This window comes from Rothia sp. HSID18069, assembly GCF_003989155.1.
In the GTDB taxonomy this organism is placed as follows: Bacteria; Actinomycetota; Actinomycetes; order Actinomycetales; family Micrococcaceae; genus Rothia; species Rothia aeria.
Genome location: NZ_RBMG01000006.1, coordinates 1 through 18,671 on the forward strand (window position 1 = coordinate 1; position 18,671 = coordinate 18,671).

Below are 18,671 nucleotides of genomic sequence, written 5' to 3' on the forward strand. Positions count from 1 at the left end.
CAACAGGCACGCAGAAGCCCCCCAGACAGTCATCATTCAGAGCCAACCACAACATCAACAGCACCCCTTCAGGGCCCCTCGCCGCGGCGACTCATACAACTATACACACCCCCCACACAACACGCAACCCGAATCAGAGTGTTCTGCGACACAAATAGGTCAGTATTGGGGGATAAACAAGCTATCCGGAGGCCCTCACACCTCAGAGTTCCTTGAAAACACGCGGAACTGCTGGCCTGTTGGACCGTTAAAAATTCTCACAAAAATTTTTCAGCACTCTGGTATCTGGGTGCGGCAGGGGGTAATTACCGGTATGGCAGCGCATTCGCGCCTATGGCGTTCCCACCCACGTTGCAAATAAGAAGGGGGTTTACTGCACAAGCTGTGCAGTAAACCCCCTTCAATGTCTACAGTCAAATCTCTATACGACCGTAATAGCACCCTGGTTTTTCTTACCACGACGCACAATCGCGTACTTACCGTGAAGCAACTGCTCAGCTGTAATTACGGCATCCTCCCCCTGAACCTTTGCCCCGTTAACCGAGGCACCGCCTTCTTTCAAAATGCGGCGTGCTTCAGATTTGGAAGAAGCAAAACCAAGTTCTGTAAGCACCGTAATCAGATCCAGCTGATCTGAAGAGAGCTCAACTGAAGGCAGTTCACTCATCACCGTTTGAAGAGTGCTTTCATCCAAAGCCGCAAAATCACCTTTACCAAAAAGAGCTTCCGAAGCCGCAATAGCCTGATGTGTAGCCTCAACACCATGCACAAGAGCTGTCACCTCATAGGCGAGTCGTTTCTGAGCCTCACGTTTATACGCTTCCGTTTCAACCTTATGCTCGTATTCGCCAATCTCGGCACGAGTCAAGAAAGTAAAGACCTTCAAACGGTCCACGACATCAGCATCAGCGGTATTAAGCCAGAACTGGTAGAAGGCATAGGGTGAGCACATCTGAGGATTCAGCCAAATTGCGTTGCCTTCGCTCTTACCAAACTTCGTGCCATCGGAATTAGTAATCAGCGGAGTTCCAATAGCGTGAACGGTTTTACCCTCAACCTTACGAATCAGCTCAGTACCGCTGGTGAGATTACCCCACTGATCAGAGCCACCGGTTTGCAGGGCGCACCCGTACTGGCGATTAAGCTCAAGGTAATCCAGCCCCTGCAAAATCTGGTATGAAAACTCGGTGTAAGAAATACCCTCTTCCGAGTTCAGGCGTTTAGCAACGATTTCCTTCTTCACCATAGTTCCCACGCGGAAATGCTTACCAACATCACGCAAGAAATCAATAGCGGAAAGCTGCCCGCCCCAGTCCAAGTTATTCACCATCCGGGCGCCGTTCTCTCCCTCAAACGAGAGAAACCGCTCAATCTGGGAACGCAACGAATCAACCCACCCAGCAACAACTTCACGGGAATTAAGCACACGCTCTGACGTCTGACGAGGATCACCAATCAATCCCGTAAAACCGCCCACCAAACCAATCGGCTTATGCCCCGCAAGCTGCAAACGACGCATCACCAATAGCTGCACGAGGTGCCCCAGATGCAAAGATGCGGCGGTAGGATCGTAACCGGTATAGAACGTTACAGTCTCGCTGCTCAGCGCTTTCTCCAGCGCCTCCTCATCAGTGCTCACGTGCACAAGACCGCGCCACTTGAGCTCCTGCCAAATGTTCTCAAAAGTATCGTCATTATGCTGCGCATTGAGGATGTCGGCAGACATGGTTCTCCGTTTCATACGGGTCGAGGTTGCGTGCCGCAGGTAGCGGATACAACACAAGAGGATTTACACAGGGTTAAGCCTAGCAGGTAGCAACCGAGCGCGCGCTTTCTCAACATCCCGCTTACCCAGCCTCACAGCTGCTGCTACGCGCAGACTTTTAAGCAGTTCAGACCCAAGCGGGTTCTATTCAAGCCCCTCAGGCATACGATCACCTACCAGATGCAAACGTTGAGTGGGCCGAGTCATCGACACATATAAATCCCCCACAGCCCCGAGCGCATCATCAATAAGACGCTGCGGCTCAACAATAACCACAACATCAAATTCAAGCCCCTTTGCCTCCCACGGGGTAAGCACTAGAACCTGATTCTCAAGAGCGTCCTGCGCGGTACCGGTACGCCCGGCGTGTGCCCGCCCCACAGCCTGTGCCACCGCAATATACTCATCTGGTGGGCAGATAACCCCAATCAGTGCCCCGCCGCTGTGCTCAACCTCGCGGTTCACAACAGACACCGTCTCAGCCACCACGCGCTCCGCAGGAACACGGTGAACCTGCGGCCCCCAGTCACCCTGACGCACCGCACGCGGGGCTGACACCTCATAACCAGCCGATCGGGCCACAGCAACAGCAGCATCAGAAATCTGTGCCGGGGTGCGGTAGTTAATCGTCAGCTCATCAAGCGTAAAACGCTCCCCCACAAATGGCTCAAGTGCCTGTTCCCAGGAAGAAGCCGCGGCTGCTGAAGAAGCCTGAGCGATATCCCCCACTACCGTCAAAGACTTCATGGGGCACCGGCGCATTAGCAGGCGCCACTGCATGGGTGAAAGTTCCTGAGCCTCATCCACCACAATATGCCCATACGCCCACGTACGATCAGACTGGGCTGCAGCCGCAGCTGTCATGCGCTCACGCACCGTCTCATTCATCGCTGCAATCTGCTCCGCAGTGACCACTCCGTCAGCCCCGACATCGGCAAGAGACTGATGCACATTCTCCAGTGCCTTAGCGGCGTTCTCCAGGTTCGCCTGATGCTCAGCCGCCGCGCGAGCTGCCGCCGCTGCGCCTGTCACCTTCGAAAAATCGCCCAGCAGTTCGGCTGCTTCATCCAGCAGCGGTACATCTGCCTCGGTGAAAGGAGCATCAGCCTCACGTGCTAGAAGGGCCCGCTCCTGTTCCGTAAAATCAGGTGTCGCAGATATCAGATAGTGCTGTTTCGAAAAAAGCGAGCGCACCAACGTTTCGGGAGAAAGCGGCATCCACGCCAGATTAAGGGCACGGCGCACATCCAAGCTGCCGCGCACATCATCCTGCAAATATGGGCGTTCCACTACCCTGCCCGCCGCCTTATTCAACTGCTCATCCAATGCAGTGGTCAGCTCACGAAGCAGGATTTTTACGAATGTCTCACGTGCCTCATTATGCGGTTTGCCTGTGGCCCTAGCCCGAGCACGGGCAGAACGCACCATCTCAGGAGTCAGCTCAACATCAGTACCCTCAACGTTAAGCTGCTGCGCCTCTTGCGGCACCTTCTGCCGATCAGCAACCGCACGCTCAATCACTTTCACCATACGCAGCTCACCTTTTAAAGCAGCAGCTTTACGGCTCTTCTCGGCCACGGCCTGTAAGCCCGGGTACAAGGTCGCCAACGATGCCATCACCACGCCTGTCTCCCCCAAGGAAGGCAGCACACGTTCGATATACCACATAAACGAATTCGAGGGGCCCACTACCAGCACGCCTGCCTTAGCGAGACGCTCACGATTCGTGTATAGCAGGTATGCGGCACGATGCAGAGCAACTGCCGTTTTACCTGTTCCCGGCCCGCCCTGCACCACGCGCACGCCCGCCAGGTCCGAGCGGATAATCGCATCCTGCTCAGCCTGAATAGTCGCCACAATATCATTCATGCGCCCCGTACGCTTCTGATTGAGCGCAGCCAGCAGTGCACCATCGCCATGTAACTCACCTGAATCCTGCAGCATGGCTGGGTCAAATACTTCATCTTCAAGGTTCACCACGGTGCGGCCTTCAAGCATGAGGTGGCGACGACGACGCACCCCCATTGGCGTGAACGCTGTTGCCTGGTAAAAAGTTCCCGCTTTCGGGGCACGCCAATCCATTAACAGGCGGTTCTGCTGCTCATCAGTAATCCCCAGCCGCCCAATATAGCGGGTCACGTCCTCGCCCCCGCGGCTCATATCTAAACGACCAAACGCCAACCGCGCATCTACCGCGTTAAGCTGCGCTAGACGGTCCTCATAGTGGGCTGCAAATGAGTCCCGTTCCGACCGGTTCTGGTGCCCACCCACTGCCTGGTTCTTCCGCACCTGCGCGAGCTTCTGCTCAGTCTCTTGCCGCAAAGTATCAAGACGAGAATACAGGCGTGAAACATAGTCACGCTCAAGGTTGAGCTGCTCCGCGAAAACCCGCTCCCTGCGGCGTTCCGCCTCTTCTACATTCGCGTACTGCTGGTCATCTGCGGACAAATGCGGCTCCTTAGAACAGTAATACCGCCCGGGCGAGAACCGCCGGGCGGTATCGAAAATACGGTGAACTATTCTACAGGGTTCACACAGGGGTGGGAAACTTACCCTAAGCTAAAACCCAAGAAGAATTACTCAGTGACTGCGCTAAGGCTCTCAATATGGTACGACTCAAGCGCGGTACGACCGCCCAAGCCATCAAGCTCAAGGAGCACACCAATACCAGCCACCTGCAGCTGTGCCCGCTCCACCAGCTTCGCCGCAGCTACCAGGGTACCTCCGGTAGCTAAAATATCATCCAATAAAAGCACCCGAGTACCCGTTGGGAAATCATTGCAGTGAATCTCAACGGCAGCCGTACCATACTCTAGGGAGTACTCTTCACGGAATGTCTCGCGCGGCAGTTTACCTGCCTTACGCACCGTCATAATCCCTTTACCCGTGGCGTAGGCAAGCGCTGACGCTAACAAAAAACCACGCGCCTCAACACCGGCCACCACATCATAGGTACCTTCAAACCGGCGGGCCAGCTCATCAATGCATTGTTTGAATACCTTGGCATTGGCAAAAAGCGTGGTCACATCGTAGAAAAGGATACCCTCGTGCGGATAATTCTCAATGGTTGTGCACGCATCAGGTACGATCTGCTGCATGGGGGCAGGCTCGGTGACGCTCATATATCTCGCTTTCCGGTGGCGGATGCTGTGCATCCAAGGTGTCTGTGCAACCCCATTTAGTCGGGGGCATGGTGCTAATGTAGCCTACAGAATTCTACTCTGTTTTAGCGGCACCTCGCTTTTATTCGGTGAGTCCCAAGGCGGCCCGCAACTCACGTTTGAGTATTTTACCGGTTGGCCCTAACGGTAGCTCGTTCACAAAAAGGTAGCGGCGTGGGTGCTTATACGCTGCTAAGTGGGTGCGGGCCAAGCTGTCTAACTCATGTTCCAGCTGAGAGGTATTTGTGGCCTCACGCGGAAGAATGACCGCTAGGATTTCTTCTCCCACCCGCTCGTCGGGGACCCCCACCACGGCGGCGGTACGCACTTGAGGGTGTGCGTAGAGCACATCTTCAATTTCTCGCGGGTACACCGAGTAACCGTTGCGCAGCACCATATCTTTAATACGGTCAAGAATATAAATATTGTTATCTGCGTCGATACTGGCAATATCGCCGGAGGCGAACCACGAACCGTCGAAAGCCTGTTCTGTGGCTTCTGGGTTTTCCCAGTACCCTGCCATCACGTTTTCTCCCGAGATCCAGAGCTGCCCGGCCTCTCCGGTGGGCGCTGGGGTACCGTCCTGCTTGCGTACCTGTATCCGCACCCCGGGCAACACACGCCCCACCGACCCGATGATCAGGCCAAACTGCGACCGATTAAAGCAGACCACCGGCGACGTTTCGCTCAGTCCGTACCCCTCATAGATGGGGCAGGAGATCAGTTTCTCAAATCTCCGATGCGCCGGTTCCGGCAGAGGTGACCCACCGGATATACCGAAACGGATACGCCCCCTCAAGCACACTGAGCTTTCGGGATTAGACTCAAGAACATCGGCGAGCGCTAGGTACATGCTGGGTACCGCCGCGAGCACGCTCACGCGGGCCTGTTCAATGAGATACAGCGCGTCAGCGGGAGTGAACCGAGGCAAAAGGGCAACGGCGGCTCCTGCACTAAATGTGGCGTTCATGGACACGGTTTGTCCGAAGGCATGAAAAAGCGGCAGCCCACCAAAGATGATGTCTGCGTTAGTGAACCCGAAAACCTCCGCGCAGCTATGTGCGTTACTGAGGATATTTGCGTGAGTTAGAGTGGCACCTTTAGGCTTTCCGGTGGTTCCTGAGGTGTAGAGAATAAGCGCGGGATCTGCCCCACAGACCGGTAATGGAGCGAGTACCGCTCGAGTGTTATCAAGTGAGTTCGTGTCAAAGGGGGCGAAACAGGTTTCTGAGCTCTGCCCTGTAACCGCGCGAAGTATTTCAAAGCGCAGAGTGCCTCGCTCAATGTGGGGAATACGCGGGGCTTCTTCGGCTAGCCTTGTGCCCTCCCAGGCGAAGAGGACTTTTGCTGTGCTGTCTTGAATGTGGTGTTCCAGCTCGGCCGCGCTCAGTAACGGATTCAACGGTACGCAGATAGCGCCTGCGGCAAGGACACCATAGTAGATAGCGGGCATAAGGGGAACGTTGGGAAGTGAAAGTGCGACGCGGTCGCCTTCACGTACACCGATACTCTGCAGGTAGTCTTGTACGCGGGCGGCTGCCTGAGCTAGTTCACGGTAGCTAATATGGGTTACCCCACCGGCAGCGCTGGGGACAATGAGTGCCGTGTCGTTATTGTGGGCTTTGTCGGCTAAAAGGGCAGCGATATTATTGCGCGGCTGTGGCGCGACTGCGGGAAGGTGCGTGTGTGAGTCTTTCCGCGTCTCGGCGGGTGCAGCGAAGTGTTGTTGGTGTTGGGGTTCGCTAGTTGGCATGTAATGTCCTTGCGGGCAGGGGTCGTGAGATGCACCTGATGGGGGCGCATAAGATAGTGCAGCACGTTCTCACTATTTTAGTCCTTTACATGGCTCGTTTGGGAGGCTGCGGCTGGCCCCGAGACACCTCCCCATTCTTCTTATTATGATAAAATCATTTTTTAATATTTTTAGTAATTCACAATAAGTACTTTGAGCACAGACTCCCCCGTACCACACCGATAAATCGCCCTATTAGGGAAGAGAAACCATGAACACACAAATACCCCAACCTTCTCAAGATACACACCTCACCAGTCAAGACCTTGATTTTCTCAACTCAATCTTTGACCTTGTGCGCGACAATAAGCCCCTAGCGCTCACCTCGCTCCTTAACCAGGGCATACCCGTGAATCTCACCAACTCCAACGGCGATACCCTACTTATTCTCGCCGCGTATCACGAACACAAAGACATGGTGCGCATCCTCATTGATGCTGGGGCTGATCTGAACCGCCTCAACGACAGGGGACAAACCGCGCTTGTATGCGCCGTATTCCGCGATAATGAGCCCATCGCACAGGCGTTGCTAAAAGCAGGTGCTGACCCTCACCTCGGCACACAAACCCCTGCCCAGGTGGCACAGTTCTTTGATCTGCCAAACATGCAGAAGTTACTTGCTAATTAGCCTATTCACAAGAGCCAGTCCCTCAAAGTGCACCGGAGCCGCCGAACACCCATTGTTCGGCGGCTCCGACTAGCTCTCTACCTGAAACTCTTAAAGCTACTGACCTGCCGACCAGGCAAGGAAGCTTTCAGCAAGTTCCTGACCGCCCGAGGGGTCACGTGTTACCACCATAACGGTATCGTCCCCAGCGATGGTCCCTAAAATAGCTTCTAAACCGCTCTGATCAATGGAGGAAGCCAAAAACTGTGCCGCCCCCGGTGGTGTACGAAGGATAGTTGTATTACCAGATCCTTCAGCTGTAATCAGCAGTTCTTTGAACAGAGAAATCATACGCGCATCCGGGGTTTCTCCCCCGCCGCGCCGGGCAGGGTAATTCGGAACTGCGTAAATTAGCCCGGAGCCTTCATCACGGATACGCTCGGCACCGATCTCAACAAGGTCACGGGATAGAGTAGCTTGGGTGACTTTCATACCATCATCAATGAGGTACTGCGCCAATTCGGCCTGAGAACGTACGCGTCGGGTTTGCAGCAGCTCAACGATGCGAGCCTGACGCGCGATTTTGGTCGAGGGGAAAGGCATGTCTCTTCTTCTTCCTTCGGTCATTATCGTGGAGGTACAGCCGTCGGAACACCGGAAGGTTACCGGGCGGCAAAATCTCCTCCATAAAGATAATACACGCACACATAAATATTCGCTCAAAATAGGTATTATGCGAAGAATAATTTAAAAAGATTTAGGGTGAAAAACTCAAATATTTTCTATTTTCTCCTTGTCAATCCACACTAACAAAATTTATGTGTTATTCACCACCATTATTGATAGGGGTAACGAAAAGAGGCGGATATCAGCGGCATTCAACAGCCGCAGATACCCGCCTCTAAAACTCAATATGAGCCAACTCTAAAGGTTAATCGAGTTCAAGATCTTCTTCACCCTCATATTCACTTTCAAGAGCTTGCTGTCGAGCGCGTCGAGTCAAAATAACACCCACATAACCGCCACCAATGAGAACAAGCAAAGCACCAATAAAGCTGGCCCACCCAATCAGTTTCTGTCGGCCCACGGTACCCTCATCTACTTCATGCAGGCTGCCCTTTTCACCAGTGCGAATTACCTCAAGCTGGTTATCTCCAGTTTCGACCAACAACGCGCTCACTTCACGCGGGAAGTCAGAGGAAACCATACCGGTCTGAGAGCCACGGAATTCAATCTCCTCACCCCGGCTTACTTTCTGACGGTCTTTCAGATTCGAACGATATGTTTTCCCATCAATACGCTCATCAACCGGCAAAGTGCCCTTATAACGGGCCACATTATCTTTCGTTTCCAGGTCGGGGGTAACATCGACAAAAGAACCCTCTATCACCCACGTTTTACCGGTAATACCGGTATCCTGCTGCGCCGCAAACAACGCCCGACCACCCACAACGCACAGAGCAACAGCCAGGATAAGAGCCGCAACAACACTCAGCACCGCGCCCCAGCTCACGCTAGCGCGGTTCTCTGAATACTCCTCGTATTCCTCATCCCCGTGCATCTCGAAGAATTCCGAGTCTACTTCCTCGACTTCATCATCCTCATCAAAAAAATCTTCGTCAACGACTTCTTCGCCGCCGTCGATATCTTCGATGTATTCGCCGTCTACTTCGTCGTATTCTTCGTGCTCGTATTCTCGTTCAGCCATGAATGTGTCTCCTAGTATTTTCTCTACGGTCTAGGGTACCGGTCTACAACGCATTTGAGAAAGCCGACGCGGCCCAAAACTTTAATTCCATCAAAGGTATAAATTATGCATATCTAACAACAAATATACGTTGTAACGACCCTGCACCAGACAATGGGGCGGGTGAGCAACCGCTCCCCCGCCCCGTCAGCAGCACCGAAATCAGTCCTATACGCGCGCTACAGCACCGAAACGTTCCGTCGCAACAGCTACCGCCGCCTCACGGGACGCACTTGCCTCTTCAGCCGTTAGGGTGCGGTCAGGAGCGCGGAACCGAAGCGCAAATGCTAAGGACTTCTTCCCCGGCTCAATACCCGCACCGCGGTAATCGTCAAACACCCTAATATCCTCCAAAAGCTCGCCAGCGCCCTCACGCAGCGCACGAGAAACCTCGGCGACAGGTACCGACGCATCCACCAGCAGAGCAACGTCCTGGGTGGCGGCGGGGAAGCCGTATATCGGGGCTGCCTGCGGCGCAGGGGCTTTCACATCCAAAAGGGCAGTGAAATCCAGCTCGAACGCACAGGTACGTTCAGGTAAGTTCTCAGTCTGCAAAAGCTTAGGATGAAGCTCACCAGCAAACCCGACCGTCTCGCCTTCAACGGTGCACAGGCGCGCAGTACGCCCTGGATGGAACGCCTGGTGTGTGCCCTGCACGATCACCAGTTCCACGCCCACAGCATCAGCAATCAGACGCACCGCATCCAATGCATCGCGCCAATCATAGGGGCGTGCCTGCGTGCCTGGCATCGGGTCGTGTTCAGCGCCGGTGAACAAGCCACCCATATGAATTGGTTGTTCGGGAATACCGGCGTTTAGCTCAGCCAATACTTCATCACTGGGGCGCTGCCCCAAGGGCGGGTTCAATGCCGAGCCGTGCTGGGGGCGCGGAATAAACACACGTCCAGCCTCGAAAATCGCCAGGTTCTTAAACCCTCGCGAAAGATTACGCTTCAGCACCCCTACCAGCCCCGGCAGCAGCGAGCGGCGCATCCACCCCTGCGCTGAAGAAATCGGGTTTACCAGACGCACCGAAGCGACCTGCTCCCCCGCCACAGGTGCAACCCAGCGGGCGTTTTCATCCGCTGAAACAAACGGGTACGCAAAAACTTCAGTCATACCGGACGCGGCAAGTGCGTCCACAACACGGCGGCGCATCGACTGCTCGGGAGTGTACCCGCGCCCGGCTGGTGCCACCGGCAAAGACGAAGGAATCTTATCGTACCCGTCGATCCGGGCGATCTCCTCCGTCAAGTCCTCTTTCGCCAGCAGGTCGGTACGCCACGAAGGAACCGTCACAGAATAACCGTTCTCAGTTTTTTCAACGTCGCACCCGATTTCACTCAGGCACGCAACAATCTGCTCCTGTGAGTAGTCCACACCGATACGGCCAGCGGTGTACTCGGAAGGCAGATCAATTACCACGGGATGATACGGCAGAGCCGCATCGGTCACCCCAGCATCAGCTGTACCACCTGCCAGCTGAGTCAGTAGCTCGACCGCCCGCTGCGCTGCCGCCTGCTGAATCTGTGGGTCTACCCCACGCTCAAACCGCTTCGAAGCCTCAGAAATCAGCTTATGGCGGCGGGCAGTACGCGCAATAGATACTTCATCGAAACGCGCTGCTTCAATCAGGATATTCTTCGTCTCAGCCGTAACCTCGGTAGAAGCACCGCCCATGACACCGGCAAGACCGATAACGCCGGAATCATCGGTAATCACGATATCCTCGGGGTGCAGGTCGCGTTCAACGCCGTCCAAAGTCGTCAGCTTCTCCCCTGCGACTGCTCGGCGCACCACGATTTCTCCCTGTACCTTATCGGCATCATAGAAGTGCAGCGGCTGACCGGTCTCAAGCATCACATAATTGGAAATATCTACTGGCAGCGAGATAGAACGCACGCCCGCTAAACGCAAACGCGAAGCCATCCACGTGGGTACCGGCGCGGTCGCATCCACACCATTAACCCGGCGCATGACAAAGCGTATGGTTGCAGGGTTCTCGTGAATTGGTGCAGAGTCTTCCAGGCGTACCGGAATGCCTTCGGAGTTCGCTTTGGGGGCGCGAGCGCCGTATTCCAGAACAAAATCGTTGAAAGAAGTTCCGGTCGCATGCGCGTATTCACGGGCAATACCGCGAATCGAAAACGCATATCCGCGATCAGGAGTCACATTAACCTCGGCTGCTTCGTCATACAGACCCAAAAGCTCCAGCGCATCTGACCCAAGTTCCGGATCGAGTCCCAGGGTGGAGAGCACCAAAATACCGCCGTGGTCCTCACCAATACCCAGCTCGCGGGTGGAGGCAATCATACCGGCAGACTTGTGCCCGTAGGTTTTACGGGCGGTAATAGCGAAATTTCCGGGTAGGACGGCACCGGGGAGGGTCACCACGACTTTGTCGCCGACCTTGAAGTTGTGGGCGCCACAGATAATGCCCTGCACACCGGATTCTTCGATACCTTTACCGGTGAGAGTCTGCTGCTGCCCCTCAGGAACAACACGCACCTGGCACCAGTTCACAGTCTTACCGTTAGAATGCGTCTCAGGTTCTATCGAGAGCACCTGACCGATCACAATAGGGCCAGAGATCTCATCGGCCGGACGGTGCACAGCCTCCTCTTCCAGCCCAACCTTCACGAGGGTGTCCAGTACGTCTTCAGCCGTCGCGTCCTCAGGAACAGGCGCGAACTCACGCAACCATGATAGGGGTACTCGCATTGTTTTAAATCTCCATCCCGAACTGCTCAGAGAAACGAATGTCGCCCTCAATCATGTCATGCATATCGGGGACGTTATTACGGAACATAAGGGTACGTTCAATACCCATGCCGAAGGCGAACCCCGAATATACTTCGGGGTTGATCCCGGCCGCACGCAACACATTGGGGTTTACCATGCCGCAACCGCCCCACTCAATCCATTGCGGACCACCCTTGGCGTTCGGATGCCACAAATCTAGCTCAGCGGAAGGCTCGGTGAAGGGAAAGAAGTTCGGACGCAAACGAATCCTAGCTTCCTCACCAAACATGGCGCGGGCCATATACTCCAGGGTGCCTTTCATATCAGCCATCGTCAGGCCTTTATCAACCGCAAGCCCCTCAATCTGATGGAATACGGGGGTGTGTGTGGCATCCAGCTCATCTGTACGGTACACCTGACCGGGGCACACAATGTATAACGGCAGCTCACGGGTAAGCATGGCGCGCATCTGCACCGGGGAGGTGTGGGTGCGCAGTACCAAATGTGCCTCTCGCGGCTCGACGTAGAAGGTGTCTTGCATATCGCGTGCCGGGTGGTCAGGCTTAATGTTCAGGGCATCAAAGTTGTACCACTCAGATTCCAGCTCCGGCCCATCAGCGACTTCCCAGCCCATACCTACGAAGATATCGGTGAGTTTTTCCTGCATGAGCGCCACAGGATGCCGTCCACCCAGCGAACGCCGCGCTGAAGCCGCTGTCACATCAACTGCTTCTTCCTCTAGGATGCGCGCCTCGCGCTCGGCCTCCAGTTCAGCAGTACGCGCCTCAATAGCCTCGGTGAGCGCCGCACGTGCCTGCCCCAGCAGTTTCCCCACGGGTCCCTTGTGCTGATTCTGAAGGTCACGCATTTGCTTGTTTGCCAAGCTCATGCTCCCCTTATCACCGAAAAAGCCTAGGCGCACCGTTTTAAGCGATTCAAAATCTTTGGCACGTTCGCGGAGGGCGGTCAGTGCGCGCTCGCGCTCAGCGTCAAAGGCGGCGCGCACAATCTCAAGCCCACTTTCGGGGTTTTCATTGAGAATCTGTGCGATGCTGGCGAGGGTTTGCGCCGATTCAGGCACGTTCTCGGTCTCCTGCACGGGATCGGTCATTGCTACTCTTCTCTGCGTTCTTCCTGAGGTTAGGGGCGCACCCTACAATTTTGAGGGGCCTGCCCATCCTTACTATTTTAGTGCAGTCGGAGGGCTCTTTCACCGTTTGCCCCTCTCACGTTTCTGCTTTGCAGCACGAAGAGTACATATAGGAACCGGCCGCATCCCAGTTGGCGGGGTGCGGCCGGTTTTGCAGGCTACTTTCACGGTGCAGCCGAAAAGTTACGGGAACCTACTTGAGAGCAGCTTTCACTGCCGGGTCGAAAGCGGCGCGAATCCACAGAACATTGGCAATAAACCAGCCAGCATAGAGCGGCACAAAACCATAGCGTTGAGTATCAAGAATGTTACCTAGAAGGGACATAATAGCGATCAGCCCGCCCAAAATTGCGAAGATAAGCCCAATTGTCAGGCCCAGCCGGTTACCGTTTTGCACCATGAAATAGACGGTGAGGTAAACGGCAGCCGAAACAACAAGCAACCCAATGCCGCCAGCAACCCCGAATTCAGGCAGTCCCGCAAGAGGTTTAGCGTTACCCGGCGCAAATGCCGAGATGAGCCCATGAATAAAACAGATAATCGCCGACACAATCATAATTTCTTGTAGACGAAGAATTTTAGGATGTTTAGAAGGCAGATTAAAAAGGTTGCTTGCAGAGTCTCCGCCTTCTTGAATATAAATGGCTTGCGTATCAGAAGGAACGGCGTCGCTCCTAAAATTCTGCGGGTCGTACGAGGGGGGTTGAGCAGTCATCATTGTCTCCCATATGTATGTGATTTTTAACTCAATAGTACCGTTGGCGGTGTGGCAGTCAAATTAGACGCGCACCGCCGAAGGTTTTCAGCCGAACATCACAATAAACCGCGTCGCCAAGGCATACCACATCACTGTTTTAAAATGCCTTAGTACGAAGTTTCTCCCCTTTCCCATGCCCGATAAAGTCCTGAAGAACCCAATAGTTCAGACCACGGTTATCGAAACACCGCTGACCCCTAAGCGCCCGGATACCGTCTTGGTACCGGGCGCCCATCAGAAGCATACTCAGCGGTTTAGAACAACCCAGAAGCGATAAAATCGTTCTCGTCTTTGATACCGGGAGGTACCGCAAAAACGGCGCTGCCGGTGTGTTTAAGATACTCACTGAGCGCATCGGACTGGGTCATGGTATCCAGAAGCGGGATGAAGTGGGTGCGCGGGTCACAGACGAACGCTATAAAGAACAGCCCAGCATCCAGGTGTCCAAGTCCGTCGGAGCCATCCGTGTAGTTAAACCCGCGGCGTAGCATCTGAACACCATTATTTTGGTTCGGGTGCATGAGCCGCATATGCGAATCATCGGGAATGATAGGGCCGTTTTTACCCTTCATATTGAAATCTGGGGTGGTAAATTCCTCTCCGCCTGAGAGCGGCGCGCCTGATACTTTAGTGCGCCCAATAATATCTTCTTGCTCATGCAGGCGGGACCGGTCCCACGTTTCAATAATCATGCGGATGCGGCGTGCTGCGAGGTAGGTGCCGCCGTTCATCCAGTCGGGGTTTCCCTCAGAGTTCTCGGAGGAAGCCCACACATGTTTCTTCAGCAGCTCCGGCTCTTGGATTTTGAGGTTGTTCGTACCGTCTTTGAAACCGAAAAGGTTACGTGCCGTCACCTGACTCGTAGAAGTCGATGCGGTGCGTCCAAACCCTAGCTGGCTCCAGTGCACCACGGCCCGGCCCGCAGCAATACGGATTAAGTTACGGATGGCGTGGAAGGCCACCTGTGGGTCATCAGCACACGCCTGAATGCACAGGTCCCCGCCGCTGCGTTTATCGTCAAGGGCATCACCGGACATTTTAGGGATATTGACGAGCGCAGCAGGCAGCTTGTCTTTGAACCCAAAACGGTCTTTATTATCCTTATCGACAAAGAACGACCGGCCGAGCCCAAAGGTGAGAGTCAGATGCGCGGCAGAAAGATCGTAGGCTTCTCCCGTGTCCTTCGGCGGGGCCTCATAAGTGGAGACATCACCCACAACTTCACCAGCCATGAGCTTTTGGGAAGCGGCAGTCCAGTCTTTAAAAAGTTTCTTGATTTCTTCTTTATCGGTTGTTTTGAGGGTGAGAGCCACAAAGTACATACGATCCTGCACTTCGGTGGAAATGCCGCTCTGGTGCTCCCCGAAGAAAGAGTGGGTATCTTTCACCTCCTGACTCTTATTATCTTTACTGTCGTTCTGCTTCTGCTCGGTAGCGCAGCTGGCGAGTGTACCTGCTGTGGCAATACCAACAGCAGTCAGTGCGGTACCGGTTAGGAGGGCGCGACGGTTAGTTCCGTGCGGTGTGGTGCCCTGATCTGTTGGGGGCACCGGGTAATTTTCTTCGCGCATGTGGTTTCTCCCTAATGGGTTTGTTATGGAATACGGGCCATGCGTGTGTGTTGATGCGGTGTTTACCCCAGCGGGGTGCGGTGTGGGATTTTCTGCACCCCGCTGGGGCCGTCAGTGCTGGCTCTACCTAGACTGCGTGCCCGTTGTTGTTACTGGGCTGAGCCTGCCGCGCTGGCGCTTGAATCGTCTGAGGTAGACCCAGCTGATGCCGAGGACCCTGCTGATGCGCCAGAGCTACCGGTAGCTGAGGCTGAACCTGATGCCCCAGCAGACGCCGCACCTGAGGCACCCGCGCTATTTGATGCCCCCGCCGAGGCTGAAGCCGATGCGGAAGCACCCGCTGATTCTTTCTCGGTGGACGTGTCATTGCCGGTTTCGTCAACAACAGCAGCCGTCAGCTCGGAGAGCGGCTCGGCGAGTGCACCCACCGCGTCAGAAAGCTCACGTACCTCAGCCTCGCTGAGCTCCTTGTAGGATTTGAAGTCGTCACCGCTCTTGTGCTTATCGAGCAGAGTCTGCACAGCCGCGAACTTGCTCTCAATATTCTTGGAGAGCTTGCCGTTCTTCTTCTCAAGGATGGGGCGTACGTTTTCGTAGGCAACCTTAGCGCCGTCAATATTGCCTTGGAAATCGTAGAGGTCGGTGTGCGACCAGTTTTCTTCCTCACCGGTGGTCTTGGTGTGTACGATCTCGTCCAACAGTTCTTTCGCGCCGTTGGTGATGTCATCAACCTTCAGCTCTTGCGCGAACTTCTCGGAGTGTACGTGGTCGTACAGTTCTTTGGTGTCCTTGACCAGCTGGTCTGCGACTTTCTTCCGCTCATCCTGCGTGAGGGGGGTGTACTCCTTACCGTCATTCTTATCGGCCTTGGGCTGCCACAGATCCTTCTCGATCTTGTGCCAGCCGCTCCACTCGCTGATCTTGCCTTCCTGCAGGTCAGCCTCGCGGGCGTCCAGGTTCTGGTCAAGGGAGGTGCCGTACTTTTCCGCTACAGGTTCGATACGCTCGTAGTGAAGACGGGCGAGAGCGTACTTGGCTTTAGCTTCTTCGGTCTTGCCCTCTGCGTAGAGCTTTGCGAACTCTTCGGTCTTGGTTTGCAGAGACTCAACTTGGTCTTTCACATACGAGGCGTACTGGGTGGAGGCGGTATCGCGTAGCTTCTGTATGTCCTCAGCCACGGGTTTAGCGTTCTCGTTCTTGGTGACCTTAAAGTCTCCCTGAATGCCGTCACCGACCATACCCGGTTTGCAGGCGGTCTTGTAGGAGCCCTCGGGCAGATCAACCACCAGCTCACGGGTGAGGTTGGGGCCGATGTTCTCGACCTCTGAGATAATACGCAATCCGTCAGAACCAAGCACATAGAACTCAGTAACCTTGGTACCTTCGTTCTTGACCTTAAAGGTAACCTTACCGGCCTTGGTTTCGGTGGCTGATAGTTTGCAGGCGGTATCAGTTGAGGTAACAGAAATATTACCGTCGTTTGAGGTGCCGCCTGAGGAGTTCGAGGAACTAGCGTTATTCTTTGGGTTGTCGGTGCAACCAGTCAGCAGGATGGCGCTAACCGACAGCAGGGCGCCTGCGGAAACAAGTGACTTTCGCATAGTGTGTTTTCCTTTGTTTGGGGACAGGGGAAAATCTAGGGGGTACCGTTAGATAGCGGCTGTGTTGTGGTAGTACCACCATTTTCAGGGGTACTGTTTGCCGCAGCGGCAACATTCTTAGGCGCACTGCTTTGGCGCACGCGACGGTGGCGCAATTGCACCCGGAAGAAAAGGGTCATGATAATACTGACGTACAGCACCCAGGCAATGGCTTCAATCCAGGTGGTAGTGCTTGAGAGGTTAAAGACCGCTTTTAGCATAGTGCCGAGGAAACTGCCGGGGTCAATGTATTTGTAGGATTCAAAAACAATGTTGTTGATCCCGGGGAGAATATTTGCTTCCTGCAGGTCATGCAGCCCGTAGGAAAGTACACCTGCGGCAATAATAATGAGGAACGCACCAGTCCAGGTGAAGAATTTGGCGAGGTTAATTTTCATAATGCCGCGCATCATAGCCCACGCGAGGAGTACTGCAACGATGATTCCAGTAAGCGCCCCATAAACGGGCAGTGCGGAATCAGCAGAGCCCTGCTCTGCGGTTGCGGCTTGTGTTGCCGACCAGATAAATAGGGTGGTTTCCAGCCCTTCACGCCCAACGGAGAGGGCTGCGAGAAGAACGACCGCCCAGGTGCTGCCCTGCACCGCGTCGAGCTTAGTGTGCAGTTCTGCGGAAAGCGCGCGGGCATTCTCTGCCATCCAGAAAATCATCCAGGTGACGAAACCGACCGCGATGATTGAGAGCGAACCGCCAATTGCTTCCTGAGCTTCGAAGGTGAGGGTTTTAGGACCGTAGGTGAGAAGTGCCCCAAATCCTAGTGATACCACGACCGCAAAGGCTACTCCCGCCCAGACTTTGGGAAGGAGGTGGGTTCGTTGAGTTTTATGGATATAAGCGATGAGGATACCGACCACAAGTGCAGCCTCTAAGCCTTCGCGCAGCCCGATAAGGAAGTTGCCTGTAAATGCGGCCCAAAAGTTCATAGCTTTATCACCATAACGTTAGAGTTTCCTTCTCTAATTAACACTCTAGAGTATCTGTGTGCCACGACTCCCAAGCTGAGATGTGTCACTACACACACTTTTTTGCCTCCGGTGACAGATTCGGCTGTAACTGTCTTTTAGCTACATATCGCCAGCATAATAATTCATACTATCTTTAATAACCCCTTTAAAGTAAGGGGAAGTTACCTATAGAAAGATGTATTTTTGAATACTGTTACGTTTCCGTTCCCCAGCCGAGGGCAAGCTTGCTGACCGCAGTTTCGCTGGAAAAACAGCTAACCGACGTAACAATTTGACAGAACACACCAGCTCGTTGGTGTAAAAACCTAACCAACGGCATGTACCGCGGCCAATAAAGCCTCCACAATCGGGTAATCCGCAGGAATCCACTCCAAACTCAGCACTGTTGAGGCATTATGGTCAGACCCCAATGGAAGCCACCGCAGCTCGCTATGGTCCTGTAAAGGGTGAGGCTCACCCAACGTGAGTTCTGCAAAGAAAACCCTCATCGCCGCATTATTGTTCAGCACCCAGCCCTGGGGGTGCGGCCCCGTAAGTTCCTGCCCCAGCTGAACCTGCACGCCCAGCTCTTCCGCAAGCTCACGGGCGAGCGCTTTTTCGCAGGACTCCCCCGGCTCAACCTTCCCGCCGGGAAATTCCCACAACCCGGCTAATGCCTCAGGCGCTGACCGCCTGGCAACCAACAGCCGGGTAGGAGACTGAAGCGAATCGAAAATTGCCGCGCCCACCACCTGCACAGGGTAATGCGTCATCATG

At 54.5% G+C, this 18,671-nt stretch carries 14 protein-coding genes; 1 reads left to right on the forward strand and 13 read right to left on the reverse strand.

The genetic code is table 11. From position 1 onward, the window contains the following. Positions 1-421 precede the first annotated feature (421 nt). From tyrS to D8M41_RS10815, 4 genes are all read right to left on the reverse strand, one after another. Positions 422-1,726, reverse strand: coding sequence for a tyrosine--tRNA ligase (gene tyrS / locus D8M41_RS10800; protein ID WP_006889016.1), 1,305 nt, complete (start codon positions 1,724-1,726; stop codon positions 422-424). Positions 1,727-1,909: 183 nt separating this feature from the next. After that, positions 1,910-4,213: a HelD family protein gene (locus D8M41_RS10805; protein WP_006889035.1), complete on the reverse strand. Its 2,304-nt coding sequence runs from the start codon at positions 4,211-4,213 to the stop codon at positions 1,910-1,912. Positions 4,214-4,341: 128 nt separating this feature from the next. Then, on the reverse strand, positions 4,342-4,887 hold the full coding sequence (locus D8M41_RS10810) for an adenine phosphoribosyltransferase (RefSeq protein WP_006888991.1): 546 nt from the start codon (positions 4,885-4,887) through the stop codon (positions 4,342-4,344). A 121-nt stretch (positions 4,888-5,008) separates the two neighbouring features. Continuing rightward, positions 5,009-6,679 carry an AMP-binding protein gene (locus D8M41_RS10815; RefSeq protein ID WP_006889013.1) on the reverse strand — a complete coding sequence of 557 codons (1,671 nt, stop codon included), beginning with the start codon at positions 6,677-6,679 and terminating at the stop codon, positions 5,009-5,011. 250 nt (positions 6,680-6,929) lie between these two features. Between D8M41_RS10815 and D8M41_RS10820 the strand changes: the two genes are divergently transcribed. Then, a complete protein-coding gene (locus tag D8M41_RS10820) occupies positions 6,930-7,346 on the forward strand; it encodes an ankyrin repeat domain-containing protein (protein ID WP_006888964.1) in 417 nt (138 codons plus the stop codon). A gap of 96 nt (positions 7,347-7,442) precedes the next feature. Here the strand turns inward: D8M41_RS10820 and D8M41_RS10825 are convergent, their stop codons facing one another. The 9 genes from D8M41_RS10825 to D8M41_RS10865 form a co-directional block, all read right to left on the reverse strand. Beyond that, the gene (locus D8M41_RS10825) at positions 7,443-7,928 is read right to left on the reverse strand and encodes an arginine repressor (RefSeq protein WP_023132807.1); all 486 of its coding nucleotides are present in this window, start codon (positions 7,926-7,928) and stop codon (positions 7,443-7,445) included. Between the two features lie 328 nt (positions 7,929-8,256). After that, entirely contained in the window at positions 8,257-9,033 is a 777-nt protein-coding gene (locus D8M41_RS10830) for a hypothetical protein (protein ID WP_006888977.1), read from the reverse strand. A gap of 207 nt (positions 9,034-9,240) precedes the next feature. Continuing rightward, a complete protein-coding gene (gene pheT, locus D8M41_RS10835) occupies positions 9,241-11,793 on the reverse strand; it encodes a phenylalanine--tRNA ligase subunit beta (RefSeq protein ID WP_006888966.1) in 2,553 nt (850 codons plus the stop codon). A gap of 4 nt (positions 11,794-11,797) precedes the next feature. Then, positions 11,798-12,925: a phenylalanine--tRNA ligase subunit alpha gene (pheS, locus tag D8M41_RS10840; protein ID WP_006888953.1), complete on the reverse strand. Its 1,128-nt coding sequence runs from the start codon at positions 12,923-12,925 to the stop codon at positions 11,798-11,800. A gap of 232 nt (positions 12,926-13,157) precedes the next feature. Then, a complete protein-coding gene (locus D8M41_RS10845) occupies positions 13,158-13,679 on the reverse strand; it encodes an ABC transporter ATPase (RefSeq protein ID WP_231375580.1) in 522 nt (173 codons plus the stop codon). Positions 13,680-13,975: 296 nt separating this feature from the next. Continuing rightward, positions 13,976-15,292: an iron uptake transporter deferrochelatase/peroxidase subunit gene (efeB, locus tag D8M41_RS10850; protein ID WP_006888994.1), complete on the reverse strand. Its 1,317-nt coding sequence runs from the start codon at positions 15,290-15,292 to the stop codon at positions 13,976-13,978. 149 nt (positions 15,293-15,441) lie between these two features. Beyond that, positions 15,442-16,893 carry an iron uptake system protein EfeO gene (gene efeO / locus D8M41_RS10855; RefSeq protein ID WP_006888996.1) on the reverse strand — a complete coding sequence of 484 codons (1,452 nt, stop codon included), beginning with the start codon at positions 16,891-16,893 and terminating at the stop codon, positions 15,442-15,444. 35 nt (positions 16,894-16,928) lie between these two features. Beyond that, entirely contained in the window at positions 16,929-17,873 is a 945-nt protein-coding gene (efeU, locus tag D8M41_RS10860; protein ID WP_006889004.1) for an iron uptake transporter permease EfeU, read from the reverse strand. Between the two features lie 347 nt (positions 17,874-18,220). Next, positions 18,221-18,670 carry a (deoxy)nucleoside triphosphate pyrophosphohydrolase gene (locus D8M41_RS10865; protein ID WP_006888960.1) on the reverse strand — a complete coding sequence of 150 codons (450 nt, stop codon included), beginning with the start codon at positions 18,668-18,670 and terminating at the stop codon, positions 18,221-18,223. Position 18,671 lies beyond the last annotated feature (1 nt).